At 34.1% G+C, this 22,975-nt stretch carries 10 protein-coding genes and 3 pseudogenes; all 13 read left to right on the forward strand.

Annotated features, from left to right (window positions below; genetic code table 11):
• Nucleotides 1–66: 66 nt before the first annotated feature.
• Nucleotides 67–1,508 (forward strand): annotated as a pseudogene (locus ACZZZT_RS13405) (glycoside hydrolase family 28 protein).
• Between the two features lie 35 nt (nucleotides 1,509–1,543).
• A complete protein-coding gene (locus ACZZZT_RS13410; protein ID WP_463460741.1) occupies nucleotides 1,544–4,675 on the forward strand; it encodes a SusC/RagA family TonB-linked outer membrane protein in 3,132 nt (1,043 codons plus the stop codon).
• An 11-nt stretch (nucleotides 4,676–4,686) separates the two neighbouring features.
• Nucleotides 4,687–6,363 carry a RagB/SusD family nutrient uptake outer membrane protein gene (locus ACZZZT_RS13415; RefSeq protein WP_463460742.1) on the forward strand — a complete coding sequence of 559 codons (1,677 nt, stop codon included), beginning with the start codon at nucleotides 4,687–4,689 and terminating at the stop codon, nucleotides 6,361–6,363.
• 101 nt (nucleotides 6,364–6,464) lie between these two features.
• Nucleotides 6,465–7,400 (forward strand): alpha/beta hydrolase fold domain-containing protein, encoded by a 936-nt coding sequence (locus tag ACZZZT_RS13420; RefSeq protein ID WP_463460743.1) that lies wholly within the window; start codon nucleotides 6,465–6,467, stop codon nucleotides 7,398–7,400.
• A gap of 13 nt (nucleotides 7,401–7,413) precedes the next feature.
• Nucleotides 7,414–8,655, forward strand: a complete 1,242-nt coding sequence (locus ACZZZT_RS13425) for a glycoside hydrolase family 88/105 protein (RefSeq protein WP_463460744.1) — start codon at nucleotides 7,414–7,416, stop codon at nucleotides 8,653–8,655.
• 19 nt (nucleotides 8,656–8,674) lie between these two features.
• Nucleotides 8,675–9,888: pseudogene (locus ACZZZT_RS13430) on the forward strand (glycoside hydrolase family 88/105 protein).
• 22 nt (nucleotides 9,889–9,910) lie between these two features.
• On the forward strand, nucleotides 9,911–11,137 hold the full coding sequence (locus tag ACZZZT_RS13435; RefSeq protein WP_042566526.1) for a glycoside hydrolase family 88/105 protein: 1,227 nt from the start codon (nucleotides 9,911–9,913) through the stop codon (nucleotides 11,135–11,137).
• Nucleotides 11,138–11,323: 186 nt separating this feature from the next.
• Nucleotides 11,324–12,922, forward strand: coding sequence for a glycoside hydrolase family 43 protein (locus ACZZZT_RS13440; protein ID WP_463460745.1), 1,599 nt, complete (start codon nucleotides 11,324–11,326; stop codon nucleotides 12,920–12,922).
• 7 nt (nucleotides 12,923–12,929) lie between these two features.
• Nucleotides 12,930–14,048 (forward strand): pectate lyase, encoded by a 1,119-nt coding sequence (gene pelA / locus ACZZZT_RS13445; RefSeq protein WP_463460746.1) that lies wholly within the window; start codon nucleotides 12,930–12,932, stop codon nucleotides 14,046–14,048.
• Nucleotides 14,049–14,052: 4 nt separating this feature from the next.
• Nucleotides 14,053–14,937, forward strand: a complete 885-nt coding sequence (locus ACZZZT_RS13450; protein WP_463462430.1) for a pectinesterase family protein — start codon at nucleotides 14,053–14,055, stop codon at nucleotides 14,935–14,937.
• 129 nt (nucleotides 14,938–15,066) lie between these two features.
• Entirely contained in the window at nucleotides 15,067–16,416 is a 1,350-nt protein-coding gene (locus tag ACZZZT_RS13455; RefSeq protein WP_463460747.1) for a glycoside hydrolase family 28 protein, read from the forward strand.
• Nucleotides 16,417–16,514: 98 nt separating this feature from the next.
• Nucleotides 16,515–17,257, forward strand: a pseudogene (locus ACZZZT_RS13460) (rhamnogalacturonan acetylesterase).
• An 832-nt stretch (nucleotides 17,258–18,089) separates the two neighbouring features.
• The gene (locus tag ACZZZT_RS13465) at nucleotides 18,090–22,823 is read left to right on the forward strand and encodes a beta strand repeat-containing protein (RefSeq protein WP_463460748.1); all 4,734 of its coding nucleotides are present in this window, start codon (nucleotides 18,090–18,092) and stop codon (nucleotides 22,821–22,823) included.
• The last annotated feature ends 152 nt before the right edge of the window (nucleotides 22,824–22,975 follow it).

Here is a 22,975-nt window from a genome sequence, read left to right on the forward strand (position 1 = left end):
ATTTTCGTGTAATCGATTACATGAATATTGCCTTTTAATTGAATAGAATAATAAATTACCGCGTAAATGACTACAAATAAGCTTATAACGTTTAAATCGATTGCCTTTTTTATTGTAATTATTACATTGGTTTTATCTTGTGGCAAGCAAGTTTCTGCTATTTCAGAAGCAAATCCATGGAAAAAAATGGATTTAATTGTAAAAGCATTCCCGAAACTCACTTTTCGGACAAAACGTATAACATAAATGATTTTGGTGCTATTGCTGATGGAAAGACCTTAAATACAGCAGCTTTTGCAAAAGCAATCAAAACTTGTACTGAAAATGGTGGCGGAAAAGTAATTGTGCCAAACGGAAAGTATTTAACCGGAGCAATACATTTAGAAAGTAATGTGAATTTACATTTAGATGATCAGGCCGAAATTCTTTTTAGTACAAATCCAAAAGATTATCCAATAGTTCACACTTCTTGGGAAGGAACAGAATTAATGAATTATTCTCCTCTTATATATGCAAAAAATAAAACCAATGTTGCCATAACCGGAAAAGGTATTTTAAACGGTCAGGCTAACAGCACAAATTGGTGGGTTTGGTCTGGCGGGAAAAGTTATGGCTGGCAAAAAGGAATTCCGTCACAAAATGATCCCACAAATCGCGAAGTTTTAGTAGATATGGCGGAAAAAAATGTCCCGGTTGCTGAAAGAGTTTTTGGCGAAGGACGTTATTTACGACCTAATTTTATCGAATTTTTCGAATGTAATACGGTTCTTGTAAAAGATATTATCGTAATAAATGCTCCTTTCTGGATTCTTCATCCTTTAAAATCAAACAATATTATTATTGATGGCGTAACGGTAAACAGCCATGGACCAAATAATGATGGCTGTGATCCTGAATATTCTCAAAACATCATTATCAAAAACTGCACTTTTAATACCGGTGATGACTGTATTGCCATCAAAGCAGGAAGAGATGCCGATGGAAGAAGAGTAGCAATACCAAGTAAAAATATCATTGTTCAAAACTGTAAAATGATTGATGGTCACGGTGGCGTTGTAATTGGCAGTGAAATTTCTGCTGGTGTAAATAATGTTTATGTTGAAAACTGCGTAATGGACAGTCCAAATCTGGACAGGGCAATCCGCATTAAAACAAATTCCAGAAGAGGCGGGATTATCGAAGACATTTTTGTTCGAAATCTTGAAGTTGGAACTGTAAAGGAATGTGTGCTGAGAGCAACAATGACGTATAATGTTTATGGAAGTCAGACCGGAAATTTTATACCGGTAGTACGTAATATCAGTCTTGAAAATATCAACGTTAAAAATGGAGGAAAATATGGTGTTCTGGCTGATGGCTATAAAGAATCTCCAGTAGAAAATATTACATTAAAAAATGTTGTAATTAAAAAAGTAGACTCTGTTTACTCTTTAAAGAATGTAAAGAACATCAATTTTATTAATACCTATATCAATGACAAAAAAGTAGAATCAAGTAAAAACTTTTAAAAGAAAACTAACAATTTTAACCAATAAACCAAACTATGAAGATTAAACAAATTTTAAAGAAAAACTTAAAATGCAATCTTGTATTTTTATTTTTCCTGAATTTTCTGTTGAGCGCTACTATGAACGCTCAATCGACTGTAATTGAAGGGAAAATTACAGATGCATCAGGATTATCCTTACCAGGGGTAAATATTCAGGAAAAAGGAACTAAAAACGGAACTTCAACAGATTTTGAAGGAAGTTTTAAAATGAATGTTACTAATAATAAAGCCACTCTAGTTATTAGTTATTTAGGCTTTCAAACGCAGGAAGTTAGTATTGCGGGAAAAAGCAAAGTAAATGTAAGTCTTTCAGAGCAATCTAATGCACTTACCGAAGTTGTTGTTGTAGGATACGGATCTGTAAAAAAGACCGACCTTACAGGTTCTGTAAGTACGATAAGTGCAGCAACTATTACAGAAAGAAATACAATAAACCCTTTAGAAGCAATTCAGGGAAGTACTCCAGGGGTTCAAATTTCATCTAGTTCAGGACGTGCCGGCGACGGATTTAAAGTTGTAATTAGAGGAAATAATTCATTAGTATCTGATTCAAGTAATCCAAAAGTGGTTGGTTCAACTCCTTTATATGTTGTGGATGGTGTGCCAATGGACGGAATTGACTTTTTAAATCCACAGGATATCGCCAGAATGGACGTTTTGAAAGATGCGTCTTCTGCAGCAATTTATGGTTCAAGAGGATCTAATGGGGTTATCATCGTAACAACTAAAAGCGGTACAAGTGCCAAAGCTGGTATTAGTGTTACTTTTGATACTTCATACGGAACAAAAACGGCTGCAAGATTACCAGAAATGATGTCTGGAGCAGAATGGTGGAAATTTCACCAAACAGCTTATATGAGCGCAACACCTGCAACTCAAACTCCGGCACAATTGGCGGCATTAGCAGGAAATCAAAGTCCATTATTAGTTTCAAGAGCAAATAGTGGTTATAATTTTGACTGGTATGATGCGGTACTTAAATCAGGAATGACCGAGAATAATTATTTAAACATTTCAGGACGTTCAGAGTCTGGTTTAAGTTATAATTTAGGTTTTGGTATTCAGTCAGATAAAGGACTTATCGATAATGATTCAACAGATAAATATTCTTTTAAACTTGGCTTAAATCATAAAATCAACGATAAATTTTCTACAGGAGCAAATATTACAATAGCTCGTATCGATTCACAATTAGGTAGTGATTTGGCTATGCAGGATGCTTTTAGATTAAGTCCGCTTATGTCTCCTTGGGCTATTGATGCTGCAGGAAATGAATTAGTAGGAACACAGTTTTTTCTACCTGGAAAGTTAACTTATCCTGACGGATCATGGGCTATCAATAAAACGAGTACAGTAAACCCATTAGTAGAAATTGCTAATTCATCTCAGGAAGAAAATACATGGCAGACTGTAGGAAATGTTTATTTTCAATATCAGCCAATTAAGTGGTTTTCATTCAAAACAACATTTGCTGCGGGAATTATGGATACCGAAAAAGGTGCTGCTTATGGAGCTCAATCTAATGCAGGTGTTACTTTAAATGGTAAGAATTCATCTTCTCTTGAAAATTTAAATAACTTTAATTACACTTGGGATAATCAAATTGATTTGAAACATACTTTTAATCAAGTACACGATTTTAGTTTGCTATTATTACAAAGTTTGTATTCTAATGTAGATAAAAGTTCTTACTTATATTCTAATACACAGCCTTTTGATACCGGAACAGATAATATTGGTTCAGGAGTTCAGTCAAGTTATGTGGTAAGATCAGCTTATGCTAAAAACTCACTAAGCTCATATGCAGTACGTTTAAACTATACTTTTAGAGATAAATATTTATTAACAGCATCAAATAGATGGGATGGTTCATCTGTATTGGCAGAAGGAGCAAAATGGGAAAGTTTTCCATCAGTTGCTTTAGGATGGAAAATTAGTAAAGAACCATTTTTAGAAAATAATGCTACAATCTCAGACTTAAAATTGAGAGCGAGTTTAGGTTATACAGGAAACGATAACGTTGCGCCATATACCTCACAAGCTTTATTAAATCAGCAAACATTTTATGCTAGTGGTAATACTGTAGTTCCGGGCTGGCAATCAGAAACTCTTGCAAATCCTTTATTAGGCTGGGAAAAAACAAGAGAGGTTAACTTAGGTCTTGATTTTGGTTTCTTAAGAAACAGAATAACAGGTAGTGTAGATGTTTACGACAGATTATCTGACGATTTGATTTACAAACAGCAATTACCGGCAGAATCTGGTTGGAAAAACACCTATTCAAACGTTGGATCTGTTAGTAATAAAGGTATAGAAGTACTATTAACAACTAAGAATATTAAAACAAATATGGTTAGTTGGGAAACTACTTTTACATTTACTAAAAACGTAAACAAATTAGAGTCAATTTACAATCAGGATAAAGTAAGTGATATTGGAAATAATTTGATTTTAGGATCACCTCTAAATCCTAATTACAATTATGTTTATGATGGTGTATGGCAGGAAAGTGAAGCTGCTCAGGCTACTTCTTACGGAATGGCTCCTGGTCAGGCAAGACCAAAAGATTTAAACGGAGACGGTAAATTTAATCAGGATGACAGAACGGTAATTGGTAATCCAAATCCGGAATGGCAGGGAAGTTTCTATTCTCGTTTAAATGTAGGTCAGTTTGATTTCAATTTCTCAGTAATTACAAGTCAGGGACAAACGGTACTAAGTACTTTTCACCAAAATTTTGCTGACGTAAGTGATAGAGGTCGTCAAAAAATTAAAATGGATTATTTTATACCAACAAACGGTACAGGTATAGAGGCAAATGCTAATAATGAAAACCCTAGACCAGGTCCTGTTGCGACTGGTGCAGGTGCTTACTGGACATCATTATTTGGATATTACAGAGATGCATCTTATGTTAAAATTAAAAATATATCTCTAGGTTACACTTTCAATTCAGATTTACTTAAAAAATTAAAGATGAGTAATTTTAGAATTTATGTAAATGTTTTAGACCCATTTGTATTCACAGATTTTGATGGATATGATCCAGAGTGGGCTGGTTCACCTTTTGGTGTAAATCGTCCTGCATCTATTACTACACAATTGGGACTAAGTGTTAAATTTTAATAAGATATAAAATGAAAAAAATAATATTAATTTTAGGAATAATTGTTACTGTTTTTGCTTCATGCAGTGATTATATTGAAGAAAACAGTGAATCTTTTGTACCTGCTGATGAGACTTATAAAACATCCTCAGGTTTTCAATTGCTGGTAAATTCAAACTATGCGTGGCTTAAAGGAATTTATGGTGGTAATCCGTGGTTGTTTGAATCAGGAACAGACATGTATGCTGAAGGAAGAACTCCTGAACCAGCGGGTTTAAGTCAATATACTTTATTAATTCCTTCATCGAGTAATGTGGATGAATTATATAATTCTTGTTATCAATTAATTCAGTCTGTAAATAAAACTGTTTATTATTCTACCGTAACTGAGCAAACATCAAATTTAAATACTCTTGTTGGAGAGGCTAGATTTTTGAGAGCCAATGCTTATTTTTTATTGGTTCAGTCATACGGAGGTGTTTCAATTGCTAATGAACATGTTACTGTTCCAATATTGTCATTTCAAAGAAATACAGCTGAGGAAGTTTATACTCAAATCATTACAGATCTGGATGCTGCATTGGCAAGTGTAGGTACAGGAACTTACAGTACAACTGGCAGAGTAAATAAAAGAGCTGTAAACGATTTATTAGCAAAAGTATACCTAACAAGAGGATACGAAACTTTTGGTAAAGCTGATGATTTTGCTAAAGCTGCAGCTTATGCTGATGCTGCAATTGCAGGACAAGCTCTAAATCTGGCTTTTGACCAATTGTTTAAACCAGGAAATGACTTGAATGCAGAAACTATTTTCTCTGTTCAATACGATAAAAATTCAACTAGTACAGATCCTACAAAATTAGGAAATAATCAGTTTTATTATTTTAGTTCTTATTTGGGAGGTGCTGAGACTGGAGCTCCGTTAAGAAGCTATAATTTATGTCCAACAGATTATGCTTTAGGATTATATGAAAAAGGAGATAAAAGATGGGAAGCTACTTTTATGACAGAAATTCTTGAAGAAACTACAACAGGCTCTGACGGTAAACCAAAAACAACTCTTTATTATCCTTACTACAGAAGTACAAATCCAACAGCTTTAAAAGTGAGACATTTTTATGAGCCAAAATGGTTTACTCCTGCAGACAAATTAGCTTGGGATACTGCAAATGCTTCAAGAAAAGCATCGACTTTTGTTTATCATCCTTGGGGAGAATATTCTGCAGCACACACATTAATTAAAAATTTAGATTGTTATACTATTCCTGTTAAGAAATTTGACGATCCGGATCCAACTACACCATCAAGTACAGGTCCTGTAAGTACAAGAGATATTATTGTTTCAAGACTTGGAGAAACCTATTTAATTGCTGCTGAAGCTTATTTAAAAGCAGGAGTTCCTTCTACAGGTTTAGACCGTTTAAATGAAGTGAGAAGAAGAGCCGGTGTTGCCAATGCTACAATCGGAGAATTCAATATCGATTATGTTTTAGATGAAAGAGGTAGAGAATTACTTGGAGAATACAAACGTTGGTTTGATTTGAAACGTACTGGAACTCTTGTTGCAAGAGCTTCTGCACACAATTATAAAATAAAAGAAGCAAATTTTGTTGGAGTTGGCGGAGCGCTTAAAATTTTAAGACCTATACCACAAACTGCATTAGATTTAAATCAAAATAAAGATTTCCCTCAAAATCCTGGTTATTAATAATTTGATAATTTTTTTGAGATTTTAGTTTTTTGAAGAAGTTAAAAAGGAGTTTGATATTATTTCAAACTCCTTTCTTAACTGTTAAATGGATTTTTCAGATGAAAAAAATGCTTTTTATGATACTGTTGATTTCTAATGCCATTTTTGCTCAAAGCAATTATAGTGTTGATACTTCATATACTGTAAAAAGTACTTATAATAAATTAATCAAAAAATATCCTTTTATCACAATTCCGCAGGAAAAGAATAATACGGATGTGGCTGAAAGTAAAGATGTTATTTATCAGCAGCGAAAAGACAGAACATTACATTTTGATGCTTTTTATTTTAAGAAGCAAAAATCAAATCCGGCAGTAATCATGATTCATGGTGGAGGCTGGAGATCAGGAAATAAAAATCAGATGCATGATTTGGCAAAAGAAATAGCTTCAAAAGGCTATTCTTGTTTTGCTATCGAATACAGATTATCATTAGAAGCAAAATATCCGGAAGGAGTTTATGATGTAAAAAATGCGATTAAATTTATAAAAGATAATGCACGAAAATTTAATGTAGATCCAAACAAAATTGCGGTTTTAGGTTGCTCTTCGGGAGGACAAATGGCAGCCTTGATTGGTACAACAAATGAAAATTCGGGTTTTGAAGAAGCTACTTTTAAAAGTAAATCTTCCTCAAAAGTAAATGCAATTATTGATGTAGATGGCGTTTTAGCTTTTAGGCATCCACAATCTTCAGAAGGTGAAATGGCATCTTTTTGGCTGGGAGGCTCGTATGACGAAAAAACGGACAACTGGAAAAATGCTTCGGCTTTAAGCCATGCAGACAAAAATACACCGCCTATACTTTTCATTAACAGCAGTTTTGAAAGATTTCATGCAGGAAGAGATGATATGATTGCTATTTTAAATCAGCACAAAATTTACAGTGAAGTTAAAACAATTCAGGATTCACCACATTCATTTTGGTTTTTTGAACCCTGGTTTACTGAAACCATTACTTATACAACACAATTTTTAGACAAAATATTTAAATAACACTACAAATAAAATGAAAACAAAAATCGCAGGAACAGCTTTAGTTTTATTTGGTGTTATAAACGTAAATTACAGAAAAAGCGTAATTGTTTTGCTACTAATCTTTGGTAGTAAAATGATGGCGCAGACTAATGAAAATAAAGCTCTTACTGATAATCTTAAATGGTCGGAAAGAACAGCATTGACTATTCTGAATAAATATCCAAAAGCATGGCAGATCGACGGAACCGAAAAGCCAAAATGGGATTATAAAATGAGTTTGGTTTTAACTGCTTTTGAGAAATTATATCAAAAAACAAACGATAAAAAGTATTTCAATTATATAAAAGAATATGCCGATGAAATGATCGATAGTTCAGGAAATATTAAAAAATATGACCTTAAAGAATACAATATCGATTATGTAAATCCGGGAAAATTGCTGTTTAATTTATATGATATAACGAAAGATGATCGCTATTTAAAAGTAATTCAACAATTAAGAACACAGCTTGAAACACAGCCAAGAACGGCTAGCGGAGGATTTTGGCACAAACAAATTTATCCAAACCAAATGTGGATTGATGGCTTATATATGGCAGAACCTTTTTATACGCAATACACGGTTAAGTATGAAAATGGAAAAGCGTTAGATGATGTTGCTAAACAATTCGAATTAGTTCAAAATCATTTGGTTGATAAAAAAACAGGTTTAGTATATCAGGCCTGGGATGAAAGCAAACAAATTGGCTGGGCAAATCCTGAAACAGGAACGTCGCCAACTATTTGGGGTCGCGGCATTGGCTGGTACATGATGGCATTGGTAGAAACGTTAGATTATTATCCTAAAACAAATCCACATTATAAAGTTTTGGTAGGATATTTGAATCAAATTTCAAAAAACGCACTTAAATATAAAAGTGAATCTGGTTTGTGGTATCAGGTTACTGATAAACCGGAATTGAAAGATAATTTTCTGGAATCTTCTTCTTCGGCTATGATTGTTTATAGTTTGGCAAAAGGTTCAGATAAAGGATATTTGGCCTCAAATTATAAAAAGATCGCACAAAAATCATTTGACGCTTTTGTAAAAGAGTTTGTTAAAAAAGGAGAAAATGGAGAAGTGGTTATTTCAAACGTTTCATCGAATGTTGGTTTAGGCGGAAAACCTTTTCGTGATGGAACAAACGAATATTATATCAAAAGTAAAACGAAAGATAATAGTTCGCCTGCCTTAGCCGCATTTTTACTAAGCGCAACTCAACTGAATAAATAATAATTTAAGCTTCTTCAAGATGATAAAGAATAGAAATAAAAATTATTTGGCACTAATAATACTGACTTGTGTTTTGCTGTTTGCAAATGGTAAAATCATTGCGCAGGAATCTTCAAAAATTATTATTTCTAAGGATTTAAAATGGTCAGAGCGAATGGCACTTTCGATCATGAAACGCGCTCCAATTGCATGGCAGGTAGACAATAACGAAAAAACGAAATGGGATTATAAAATTGGGTTGTTAATGACCTCTTTTGAAAAACTTCATAAAAAAACGAAGAATCCAGTTTATGCAGATTATATAAAAGGTTATGCCGAAACGGTTATTAATAGTTCAGGAGAAATTCTGAATTATAAACTGGAAGATTATAATATAGATAATATCAACGCAGGAAAAATGCTTTTTGATTTGTATTCCGGAACAAAAGATAATCGTTATCTTACTGCTTTGCAAACTTTAAGAAAACAATTAGAGACGCATCCGAGAACGAATTCGGGCGGATTTTGGCATAAAAAAATATATCCTTACCAAATGTGGCTTGACGGTTTGTATATGGGCGCACCTTTTTACGCACAATACACCGCAACATTCGATAAAGGAAAAGATTTAGACGATGTTGCCAAACAATTTGAACAAGTTCATTTACATACGATTGATAAAAAAACAGGTTTATTATTTCATGCCTGGGATGAAAGCAAACAAATGCCCTGGGCAAATAAAGAAACGGGAACTTCGCCAAATTTTTGGTCAAGATCTATAGGCTGGTACATGATGGCTTTGGTTGATGTTTTGGATTATATGCCAAAGGAGCATCCAAAAGAAAAGAATTGATTGGATATTTAAACGAAATATCGACAGCGATTGCAAAATATCAGGATACTTCTGGATTATGGTTTCAGGTTACGGATGCCGGAAAAAAGGAAGGAAATTATCTGGAAGCATCAGGATCTGAAATGTTTGTTTATGCTTTTGCAAAAGGAGTAAACAAAGGTTATTTGCCTGAAAAATATAGAAAACTGGCTATAAAAGGTTTTGACGGAATTGTAAAAAATCTCATAAAAGTTGATGAAGATGGCGAAATACACATTACACAAGTTTGCGCCAGCGCAGGTTTAGGCGGAAATCCGTATCGTGACGGATCTTATGAATATTATATTAAAGAGAAAATAAAAACAGACAATTCTCACGGATTAGGACCTTTTATTTTGGCTGCAGTTGAATTAGAAAAATAGTAGAATTTAAATATATTTTAAAATGAAAAATAATAGAAAGCAAGGTTATTTTGTGTCGGTTTTATTAGTTTGCGCCATGGCTTTTACAAGTTGTAAAGTGGTTTCGCAAGAACCTTCAAAAAAGGAAATAGTTATTTCTAAAGATTTAAAATGGTCTGATAAAATGGCTTTAACATTGATGAAACGCCACCCCGAAGCTTATATGATTGACGATTCTAAAAAGCCGAAGTGGGACTATGTTCATGCCCTGGTTTTGCATTCTATAGAAGAGCTGAACAAAAAAAATCCGGATCCTCGTTACAAAGCTTATATAAGAGGTTATGTCGATGAATTGGTACAAGCTGACGGAACTATTAAAACCTATGAATTTGATAAATACAATATCGATTTGGTGGTACCGGGACGTTTGCTTTTTGATATTTATGCCGAATCAAAAGAAGATAAATATTTGAAAGCTTTACAATTAGTACGTAAACAATTGGCTGAACAGCCAAGAACTGCAAGCGGTGGATTTTGGCACAAACAAATTTATCCAAACCAAATGTGGCTGGACGGTTTGTATATGGGAGAACCATTTTATGCACAATACACGGCTACTTTTGAAGGAGGAAAAAGTTTTGATGATATCGCAAAACAATTTGAATTGATTCAACTACACGCAACAGATCCAAAAACAGGTTTATTATACCACGGTTGGGATGAAAGCAAACAAATGCCATGGGCTAATAAAGAAACAGGAAATTCGCCAAACTTTTGGTCAAGAGCTTTAGGCTGGTATATGATGGCTTTGGTTGACGTTCTGGATTATATGCCAAAAGACCATCCAAAACAAAAAGAATTGGTAAAGTATTTAAATAATGCTTCGGCAGCTTTGGAGAAATTTCAGGATAAAAAATCAGGTTTATGGTATCAGGTTACGGATAAAGGTGGAGAAAAAGGAAATTACCTTGAAGCTTCTGGATCTTCGATGTTTGCTTATGCTTTTGCAAAAGGAGCAAATAAAGGATATTTGCCTGCAAAATACAAAAAACTGGCCAACAAAGCTTTTGATGGTCTGACTAAAGTCTTAATCAAAAAAGTAGACGAAGATGGAGGAATTACATTGACAAATTGTTGTCAGGTTGCAGGTTTAGGTGGTACTCCGTACAGAGATGGTTCTTATGATTATTATGTAAACGAAAGAAAAAAAGACAACGATCCTAAAGCAACTGGTCCTTTTATTCTGGCTGCTTTAGAGTTGAATAGATAGTTTGTTAAGAGTTATGAATTATGAGTAACACGTAACGACAAAGGGTCAAGAATAAAGATAAAGTTGTGTCATTTCGACGAAGGAGAAATCACATCCAGAGAGCAACGAACCGAAAATCTGTTATGTGATTTCTCGTTCCTCGAAATGACAAAATCTAATTATTGAATTATTTTTAATTGCCAAAGAATGAAAAATATAAAAATCATTTTTCTATTATTATCGGTTTTTTCCATACAAGAGAATTTTGCTCAGGTTTGGGTGCCGGATAATGGAGATGGAACGTATACGAACCCAATAATTCATGCTGATTATTCAGATCCGGATGCCGTTAGGGTAGGTGATGATTTTTATATGACGGCATCGTCTTTTAATTGCATTCCGGGATTGCCAATTTTGCATTCTAAAGATTTAGTAAACTGGAAAATTATTGGCTATGCCTTAACCAAACAAATTCCAACCGAAACTTTTGATAAAGTGCAACATGGAAACGGCGTATGGGCACCAAGTATAACTTTTCATAATAATGAATTTTATATTTATTATCCAGATCCTGATTTTGGAATTTATATGATAAAAGCTAAAAAAGCAGAAGGCCCATGGTCTGAACCTATTTTGGTAAAAGCAGGTTCAGGATTAATAGATCCGAGTCCGTTATGGGATGATGATGGGAAAAATTATCTCGTTCATGCCTTTGCGGGCAGCCGTGCAAAAATCAAAAGTTTGATCGTAGTTTGCACCATGAATACGGAAGGAACGGTTGCGAATAATGATGAAGTTATGGTCATTGACGGTCATGAAAGTGAAGGAACTATTGAAGGACCAAAGTTTTATAAAAGAAACAATTATTATTACATTTTTGCCCCGGCAGGAGGAGTTCCTACAGGATGGCAAACCATTTTAAGATCTAAAAATGTTTTTGGGCCTTATGAGACCAAAAAAGTATTAGAGCAAGGTAAAACCAATATAAATGGACCGCATCAGGGTGCGTGGGTTCAAACGCAAACGGGTGAGGATTGGTTTATACATTTTCAGGATAAAGGTGCTTACGGCAGAATTGTGCATCTTCAGCCGATGAAGTGGGTAAATGACTGGCCTGTTATGGGACAGGATTTTGACAAAAATGGCATTGGAGAACCGGTTACTATTTATAAAAAACCAAATGTTGGAAAGAAATATCCAATAGAAACTCCAGCCGAATCGGATGAGTTTAATTTGCCAAAATTAGGTTTGCAATGGCAATGGCAGGCAAATGCCCAGATAAACTGGGGATTTCCGACAAGTTTAGGATATCTGAATTTGTTTTGTGTGCCAACCATCAAAGAGAGTAATAAAATATTTGAGGCGCCAAATTTATTGCTGCAAAAGTTTCCTGCAGAAGAATTTACAACGACAACAAAACTGACTTTTAATGCACGCTTAAACGGCGAATCGACAGGTCTTTTGATAATGGGTTTAGATTACAGTTATTTATGTCTTAAAAATGATAATGGGAAATTATATCTGAATCAGAAAACGGGAACTTTTGATAAAAAAGTTTCTGAAACAGAAACGGTTCCTGTTTTAATAAAAAACAATACCATTTACCTGCGTGTGAAAGTGAAAAAAGGCGGTATTTGCAGTTTTTTCTATAGTTTAGATGATAAAAAATATGAAGCCATTGGAACCGATTTTACATCAAAAGAAGGGAAATGGATTGGTGCCAAAGTTGGACTTTTTGCCTTGAGCGAAAAAGTGACAAACGATTCAGGAAATGTTGCAGTCGATTGGTTTAGAATTACTAAATAAAATGAAAATGATTCAATTAAATAAAACAATATTGGTTTTTCTGTTTGTTGTTAGTTTAGGCTTAAATGCCCAAAACACTTATAAAAACTGGCCGGATGTTATTCGCAAAAACGATGTAGCATGGTTTGCCTCAACAGAAGCGAAAACTATAGCAGAAAATGTTTTGCTTTACCAGCGAAATATTGGCGGATGGCCAAAAAATATCCAAATGCAAAATACGCTTACTGAAACAGAAAAACAAAAACTGATTGAGCTAAAAAGTGATTTGCATGAAATAACAACTGACAACGGAGCAACGTGTCAGGAAATGCTTTTTATGTCTAAAATGTATGCTCAGGTAAAAGAGGAGCGATACAAAGAATCGTTCTTAAAAGGACTGAATTATTTGCTTGAAGCACAGTATGATAATGGTGGATGGCCACAGTTTTTTCCATTAAAAAAAGGATATTACACGCACATTACGTACAATGATAATTCGATGGTTAATATTTTGAATATTATGAAAGAAATCAGCGAAGAGTCTGATTATTACAGCATAAAACCATCAAAAGACATTGTCGAAAAAACTAAAAAATCATTTGATAAAGGAATAGATTGTATTTTAAAAACACAATACAAACAAAATGGTGTTTTAACAGGCTGGTGCGCGCAACATGACGAAGTTACTTTGGCTCCTGCGAATGCCAGAGCTTTTGAATTGGTATCGTTAAGCGGCTTTGAATCGGCAAAAATTGTGTTGCTTTTAATGTCGATCGAAAAACCTTCGCCAGAAATTATTACTTCTATTAAAAGCGCTCATGATTGGTTTGAAAAAACGAAAATCACGAATCTGGAAGAAAAAAGAGTATTAAATGATGCTGGAAAAATCATAGATAAAAAGATGATTCCAACTACAAATGCAGCACCTATTTGGGCTAGATTTATGGATTTGGAAACCAATGAGCCTTTCTTTTGTGACCGTGACGGAATCAGAAAAAAATCTTTGGATCAAATTGGGTCTGAAAGACGAAATGGTTACGCCTGGTATTCTGATGCACCAAAAGAAGTATTGAAAAAATATTCGGTCTGGGCCATTAAAAACGGTGTAAAAGTTTCTTCTGTGGAAACTTCTTCAAAAAAAAGATAATTTCATAACCGTTGCACAAGATGGTTCTGGCGATTTTACTAAAATTCAGGATGCGATAAACGCAAGTCCTTCTTTTCCTTATGAAAAAGTAATCATAAATATAAAAAACGGAATTTATAATGAAAAAGTGCGTATCCCTGAGTGGAATACGCATTTGACATTATTGGGAGAAAGCAAAGAAAACACGATTATTGCTTTTGACGATAACTTTAAGAAAATTAATTTAGGTCGAAATAGTACTTTTTATACGTCTACAGTTTTGGTAGAAGGCGATGATTTTTCGGCATCTAATTTAACTATTAAAAATACTTCGGGAGATAATGGACAGGCCATTGCGTTGTCAGTTGTGGGGAATCGTGCGCAAGTTTCAAATTGTACTATTTTAGGAAATCAGGATACTTTATACTTATCAGGAAAAGAATCAAAACAGTATTTTAAGGATTGTTATATCGAAGGCACAACCGATTTTATTTTTGGGGGTGCCACTGCTTTATTCGAAAATTGTGAAATCAAAAGTATAAAAAGTTCGTATGTTACGGCAGCTTCAACGCCCGAAGGAATTCCGTTTGGGTTTGTTTTTAAGAATTGCAAACTCACGGCAAACCCTGAAGCGACGGCTGTTTATCTGGGAAGACCCTGGAGAATTTATGCTAAAACGGTTTTTATAAATTGTGATATGGGAAAACATATTAAACCCGAAGGCTGGGAAAACTGGTCTAAACCCGATGCTGAAAAAAATGCTTTTTATGCAGAATACAATTGTAAAGGCGAAGGTTTTCAGCCGAAAAACAGGGTTTCATGGTCGCATCAGCTTACTAAAAAAGAAGCTGAAAAATATACAATCGAAAACATTTTAAAAGATTCGATTGCTAATTGGTATTCGAAATAAAAATAAGCCCGCGGATTGTGCGGATTAAACGGGCTTACGCTGATTTTTCATCACTGAAATTTAGAAAATAAACCTGCGGAAACCCGTTTAATCCGTTAAAACCCGTGGACAATATATTAAATAATAAATATGAATTTAAAGTATTTTATCTTTCTGTTGATTTGCATAAGTTCATTTGCACAGAATAGTGAATTTCCAACTGCAAAAGTCGATTCAATTGTAAACAGAATTCAATTGCCTGTTTTTCCTGCGTATCAAATAAATATTGCAAAATTAGGAGCGAAAGGCGATTCTGTAACAAATAATAAAGCTGCATTTGACAAAGCCATGGCACTGTGTAAAAAGAACAATGGCGGAACGATTATAGTGCCTAAAGGAATTTATAAGATTAATGGGCCAATTCATTTTGTAAGCAACGTTAATCTTAAAATTGAAAAAGGGGCAAAAATTAAGTTTAGCGATAATCCTCAGGATTATTTGCCGTTGGTTTTAACAAGTTGGGAAGGTACCATTTTGTACAATTACAGTCCGTTGATTTATGCTTACGAATGCAATAATATCGCTATAACCGGCGAAGGAACAATTGATGGAGAAGGAGGCAAAACCTGGAAAACTTTTAAGGCTAAAGAAGCAAAGGGAAAAGATTTGAGTCGCGAGATGAATCATAATAATGCTGCTTTAAAAGACAGAAAGTTTGGTGAAGGTTATTTTTTACGACCGCAAATGATTCAGTTTTTTAAGTGCAAAAATATTTTGGTTGAGAACGTTCGTATCGAAAATTCACCATTTTGGTGTTTGCATCTTTTAAAATCTGAAAGTAGTACAGTTCGCGGAATAAGTTATAAATCGTTGAATTATAATAACGATGGTATTGATCCTGAATATGCTAAAGACGTTTTGATCGAAAATGTAACTTTTGATAATGGTGATGATAATGTTGCCATAAAAGCCGGTAGAGATCATGAAGGAAGAGCAAATTCGGCAACGCCAAGCCAGAATATTGTAATTAGGAATTGTAATTTTAAAGGACTTCACGGCGTTGTTTTAGGCAGCGAAATGTCAGCTGGAATTCAGAATGTGTATGTTGAAAATTGTAAAACTGTCGGATATTTAAAACGCGGAATTTACATCAAAACAAATGCAGATCGCGGTGGTTTTATAAAAAATATTTTTGTTCGAAATATACAATTAGACGAGGTAGAAGATTGTTTGTATATGACAGCCAATTATCATGGAGAAGGAAGTGGTTACCAATCGGATATTTCAAATATTCATTTTTCGAATATTTCGTGTAATAAAGCATCAGAATCCGGGATTGTAATTCAGGGATTTCCGGAGAAAAAAATACGAAATATATCTTTGAAAAATATTGAAATTAAATCGGCTAAAAATGCTATTTCAAATGAAAATGCGGAAAATGTTTTAATGACCGATGTTTTTATTGGTAAGAGAGCGACTGTTCCTTCTGCAGCGAAATAGATTTTTTTGAGGTTCAAAGGGGCAAAGGTTCAAAGTTGCAGAGGTTTTATTGACTTACCTAAAAGTGTAGTTGACTAATATTCAAATTATCTAACAAAATGAAATATAAATTAATAATAATCTGTTTAATATCTAGTATTTGTTTTGCGCAAAAAACAACTGTCTATACTATTGGTGATTCTACAATGGCAAACAAAAAAGATCCGGATCGTAATCCGGAGCATGGATGGGCTCAGGTTTTGCAGCCTTTTTTAAAGATAATATTGTTATCGAAAATAAAGCTGTAAATGGTAGAAGTACTAAAAGTTTTATCAATGAAAAGCGCTGGGATTCGATTTATAAAAAATTAAAAAAAGGAGATTATGTTTTTATTGAATTTGGACATAATGATGAAAAAATAGAAGACTCTACAAGATATACAAATCCGCATACGAGCTATAGATACAATTTAATTAAGTTTGTTAAAGAGAGCAGAGAAAAAGGAGCCATTCCGATATTACTGACTTCTATCGCCAGACGTAATTTTAATCAAAAAGGAGTTTTAGTGCCTACACATGGTGAATATCCTTTGGAAACCAGATTGGTAGCACAGGAATATAAAGTGCCTTTTATTGATTTGGAGTATCTTACCGAATTATTGGAGCAGTCTTATGGTCCTGAAAAATCAAAACAATTGCATTTGCATTTTAAAGTTGGCGAAAACGCTTATTATGACAAGGATAAGGCCGATGATACACATCTTTCTTTATTAGGTGCGACGAAAATTGCTCAAATTGTTGTAGATCAAATTAAAACAATACAAGATTCATCTTTGGAAAAACTAAAAACAGGAATTAAATAATTTTGTAGCCTTAATTTTAGTTTTAAAGTGAAGATGCTATATTTTGAGACAAAAAGAATGTCTTAATTTATTATAGCAATATTTTTTAGGTCTAGTAGCAATTTGAAATTATTTGGATATTTGCACTTCTAAATATTGACGGGTTTTCAAATATTTTAGTAATTTTCGAAAAATGAGAGAACTTGGGCTCTCATTTTTTTTGGTGGTTAGTTTATTTTTTTATCAAAATATTAAAATAATATTTTGATTTTTTAAAGGAGAAGACTTTGTCTTCTCCTTTTTTGTTGTTTCTTATTACTCATGTTAAGACGACTGCGTGTATTTATTTTCTATAATTAAATTATTTCTTTAAAATGATTATGTAGTAAATGATTATGAAAATTAAAAACAATATAAATTATTATTATAGGTTTTTATTTATAAATAAAAACTTAATATTTTGATTGTTAGTGTTTTAAAATTCATTATTTTTACACTTACTAATAATTAAAGTAAGTTAATTCTGAACTCCTAAAATGATTTTATTCCTGCTCACGTCTTAACTCCCTTTAATTTTATCTACGCCATTAAATTGAATATTAGTTAGAGATACAATGTTTCCACTTGTATTTTTCTAAGATTTTTAGACGTGTTATTTAGTAACATGTTGTCTTTTCGTATTTGCGACGAAATTATTTTTGTTTTTTAAATTATTACCGCCGTTTAACATCTTATTCAAAGATGAGCTTTAAAGATGCTTTATGTAAAGCATCAACTATCAGCATGTATATCATTTTCTGCCAATTGTTTTTTCTGTAATAAAATTGTTTGATAACCCTAATAATTGAATCTCATGAAGAATAAATTACTCTCCGTTATATTAATTTTATGTAGTTATGCAGCTTATTCTCAGGTTGGTATTGGAACGCCAATGCCTAATGCATCTAGTCAATTAGAAATTGTAGCAAATGATAAAGGTTTGTTGATTCCCAGAATTAGCTTAACAGGTTCAACTGATACGACTACAATTGCAACTGGTAATGTAAATAGCTTATTAGTATTTAATACAGCTACTATTTCAGATATAAAACCGGGATATTACTATTGGTATGACAATAAATGGAATAGAGTTGTAATCTCAAATGAAATCACTATAAGCCCGGGTACGGTTGTTTATAATCCCACTAATCAACAGTTTAGTTATGTAGACAATACGGGAACTACGCAGGTTATTGACATTACTTCAATTATTAAAGCCAATGAAACCCTGACCACCCTTACCAATAACGGAGCAGGATCTTATACCTATAAAAATGAAATAGGGACAGATGTCAACATTGATGTTGTTGGGGATGTTATCACCAATGCCTCATCTATTTTTAATGATCCTGCGGTCACCAATATTCTTGAGCAAATTTCGAACAATACAGAGGGGAACGTGACTTTTGATTCTACCACCAATCAGTTTAGTTATGTTGACAATACGGGAACCACGCAAGTTGTTGATATTACCTCGATCATTAAAGCCAATGAAACCCTGACTACCCTTACCAATAACGGGGCAGGTTCTTATACCTATAAAAACGAAATCGGAACAGATGTCAACATTGATGTTGTTGGGGACGTTATCACCAATGCCTCCTCTATTTTTAATGATCCGGCAGTCACCAATATTCTGGAGCAAATTTCAAACAATACGGAAGGAAATGTGACTTTTGATTCTACCACCAATCAGTTTAGTTATGTAGACAATACGGGAACTACCCAAGTTATTGATATTACTACAATCATTAAGGCAAGTGAAACCCTGACCACCCTTACCAATAACGGGGCAGGTTCTTATACCTATAAAAATGAAATAGGGACAGATGTGAACATTGATATTGTCGGAGATGTTATCACCAATGCATCCTCCATTTTTAATGATCCTGCGGTCACCAATATTCTGGAGCAAATTTCAAACAATACGGAAGGGAATGTGACTTTTGATTCAACCACCAATCAGTTTAGTTATGTTGACAATACAGGAACTACGCAAGTTGTTGACATTACCTCAATTATTAAAGCAAGCGAAACCCTGACTACCCTTACCAATAACGGAGCGGGTTCTTATACCTATAAAAATGAAATAGGAACAGATGTCAACATTGATATTGTTGGCGATGTTATCACCAATGCATCCTCCATTTTTAATGATCCTGCGGTCACCAATATTCTGGAACAAATTTCAAACAATACGGAAGGGAATGTGACTTTTGATTCGACCACCAATCAGTTTAGTTATGTTGACAATACGGGAACTACGCAGGTTATTGATATTACCTCAATCATTAAAGCCAATGAAACCCTAACCACACTTACCAATAACGGAGCAGGTTCTTATACGTATAAAAATGAAATAGGGACAGATGTGAACATTGATGTTGTCGGGGATGTTATCACAAACGCATCGTCCATTTTTAATGATCCTGCGGTAACGAATATTCTCGAGCAAATTTCAAACAATACAGAGGGGAATGTGACTTTTGATTCTACCACCAATCAGTTTAGTTATGTTGACAATACGGGGACTACACAAGTTGTTGACATTACCTCGATCATTAAGGCAAGCGAAACCCTGACCACCCTTACCAATAACGGAGCAGGTTCTTATACGTATAAAAATGAAATAGGGACAGATGTAAACATTGATGTTGTCGGGGATGTTATCACCAATGCCTCATCTATTTTTAATGATCCTGCGGTCACCAATATTCTGGAGCAAATTTCAAACAATACGGAAGGGAATGTGACTTTTGATTCTACTACCAATCAGTTTAGTTATGTTGACAATACGGGAACTACGCAGGTTATTGATATTACCTCAATTATTAAAGCAAGCGAAACCCTGACCACCCTTACCAATAACGGGGCAGGATCTTATACGTATAAAAACGAAATCGGAACAGATGTCAACATTGATGTTGTTGGGGACGTTATCACCAATGCCTCCTCTATTTTTAATGATCCGGCAGTCACCAATATTCTGGAGCAAATTTCAAACAATACGGAAGGAAATGTGACTTTTGATTCTACCACCAATCAGTTTAGTTATGTAGACAATACGGGAACTACCCAAGTTATTGATATTACTACAATCATTAAGGCAAGTGAAACCCTGACCACCCTTACCAATAACGGGGCAGGTTCTTATACCTATAAAAATGAAATAGGGACAGATGTGAACATTGATATTGTCGGAGATGTTATCACCAATGCATCCTCCATTTTTAATGATCCTGCGGTCACCAATATTCTGGAGCAAATTTCAAACAATACGGAAGGGAATGTGACTTTTGATTCAACCACCAATCAGTTTAGTTATGTTGACAATACAGGAACTACGCAAGTTGTTGACATTACCTCAATTATTAAAGCAAGCGAAACCCTGACTACCCTTACCAATAACGGAGCGGGTTCTTATACCTATAAAAATGAAATAGGAACAGATGTCAACATTGATATTGTTGGCGATGTTATCACCAATGCATCCTCCATTTTTAATGATCCTGCGGTCACCAATATTCTGGAACAAATTTCAAACAATACGGAAGGGAATGTGACTTTTGATTCGACCACCAATCAGTTTAGTTATGTTGACAATACAGGAACTACGCAGGTTATTGATATTACCTCAATCATTAAAGCCAATGAAACCCTAACCACACTTACCAATAACGGAGCAGGTTCTTATACGTATAAAAATGAAATAGGGACAGATGTGAACATTGATGTTGTCGGGGATGTTATCACAAACGCATCGTCCATTTTTAATGATCCTGCGGTAACGAATATTCTCGAGCAAATTTCAAACAATACAGAGGGGAATGTGACTTTTGATTCGACCACCAATCAGTTTAGTTATGTTGACAATACGGGAACTACGCAGGTTATTGACATTACCTCAATCATTAAAGCAAGCGAAACCCTGACTACTTTAGATAAAAATCCTCTAAATAACGGGCAGTATGTTTATACCAATGAGGATAATATTACATCAACAATTGATGTTATTGGTGATGTTATAAGCAATGCATCGACGATATTAAGTGATCCTACTTTTGTAACGGAACTAACTAATGTTATACAAGATCAGGAAACCGTTACTACTTTATCTCAAAATCTGATATCAGGAGCGATCACTTATAATAATGAAGCTGGGACAGCTTTTATTTCACAAGTTAGAAGTACAGATGCAGCAAATATTATAACAGTTGGAACTGATGGGGGAGCATTATTGACTCCCTCTACAATTACTTCAGTTACAACAGTTTCTAACACAAGTTCCGGAAATGATTTAAATACCACTGTAAATGGAGTAACAGGAACAGTAATTCCGATAATTAATTCCAATGTTTTGGCTACATCGGGTAATTCTTTAACTGCAACTATAAACGGAATTACCAGTAATGCAATAGATTTAACTTCTGCTATTACTGCAGGTGAAACAACGACTAATATGTTACAAGATCCTGTTACGGGGATTATTACTTATACTAATGAAAATGCAGATAACCAGACCGCTATTTTAAGAAGCAATGATGCAGATAATATATTGACAGTTGGAACAGATGGAGGAACATTATTGACTCCTAACGCTATTAATTCGGCGACAACGGTCTCTAATACGAGCTTTGCAAATGATTTAAGCACCACAGTAAATGGAATAACGGGAACAGCAGTTCCGATTATTAATACTAATATTTTGGATACATCGGGCAATACCATAACTTCAACTATTAATGGTGTTGTAAGTAATGCAATAGATTTGACTTCTGCAATCGCAGCAGGAACTACAAATGATATAAACTTGGCAGGCAATACTTTGACATCTAATGTAAACGGAGTAATATCGACAACAGGTACAGTAAGTAGTGTTTCAAATACTTCTACAGCCAATATAGCAACAGTAACAGTAAACGGACTAGCAAGTACCGGAGCTCCGATTATTAATACAAATATTTTAGAAACAACTGGTAATGTCTTGACCGCAACTGTAAATGGAGTTGTCAGTAATCCAATTGACTTAGTTGGTTTAGTTGATAATGCAATTTCAAGATCAGATATTACAACGACAACTCCTGCTTCAGTATTAGCAGTAACAGGTACAGGCGCGACATTAGTACCAGCAACCGTTAATATTGTTCCTTCAACGGTTGAGGGAAATGTTTTAACCACAACTGCAACCGGAGTAGAGTGGAAGGCGCCTGCGAAACTAAACGTATTTGGCATCAAAATTACTTCTACTGATTATATATTAGGTGATGCCGATTATACAGTTATTGCCAGAAATTTAACAGGGAATATTACGCTTACACTTCCTGATGCTGCCACAAATACAGGTCGGGTTTTAGTATTTAATCAAAATACGGTTGCATCAGGTGGTACTCCTGTTGTTGTTAATTTCAATGTCCCTGTAATATATTCAGACACTGCCTCATATCCATACATTGCCGCAAGCGTATTTGGTGGTGTAACAGGAGGAAGTTTAAAAATAACTTTGCAGTCAGATGGAATAAATTGGTATGTAATTAATTATACAATGTAAGATTGCAGAAAAAGTAATTATTGATGATCTTGAAAAAGTCAAATATTTCACGCTAACTTGCTAGCGAAATAAAATAAAGGTAATTTTACTTACTATCACCGCAAGTATTGATATATAGTAATATAGTCATTGAATTTTTAAACATTATAAAT

It is taken from the genome of Flavobacterium sp. AC274 (assembly GCF_979258275.1).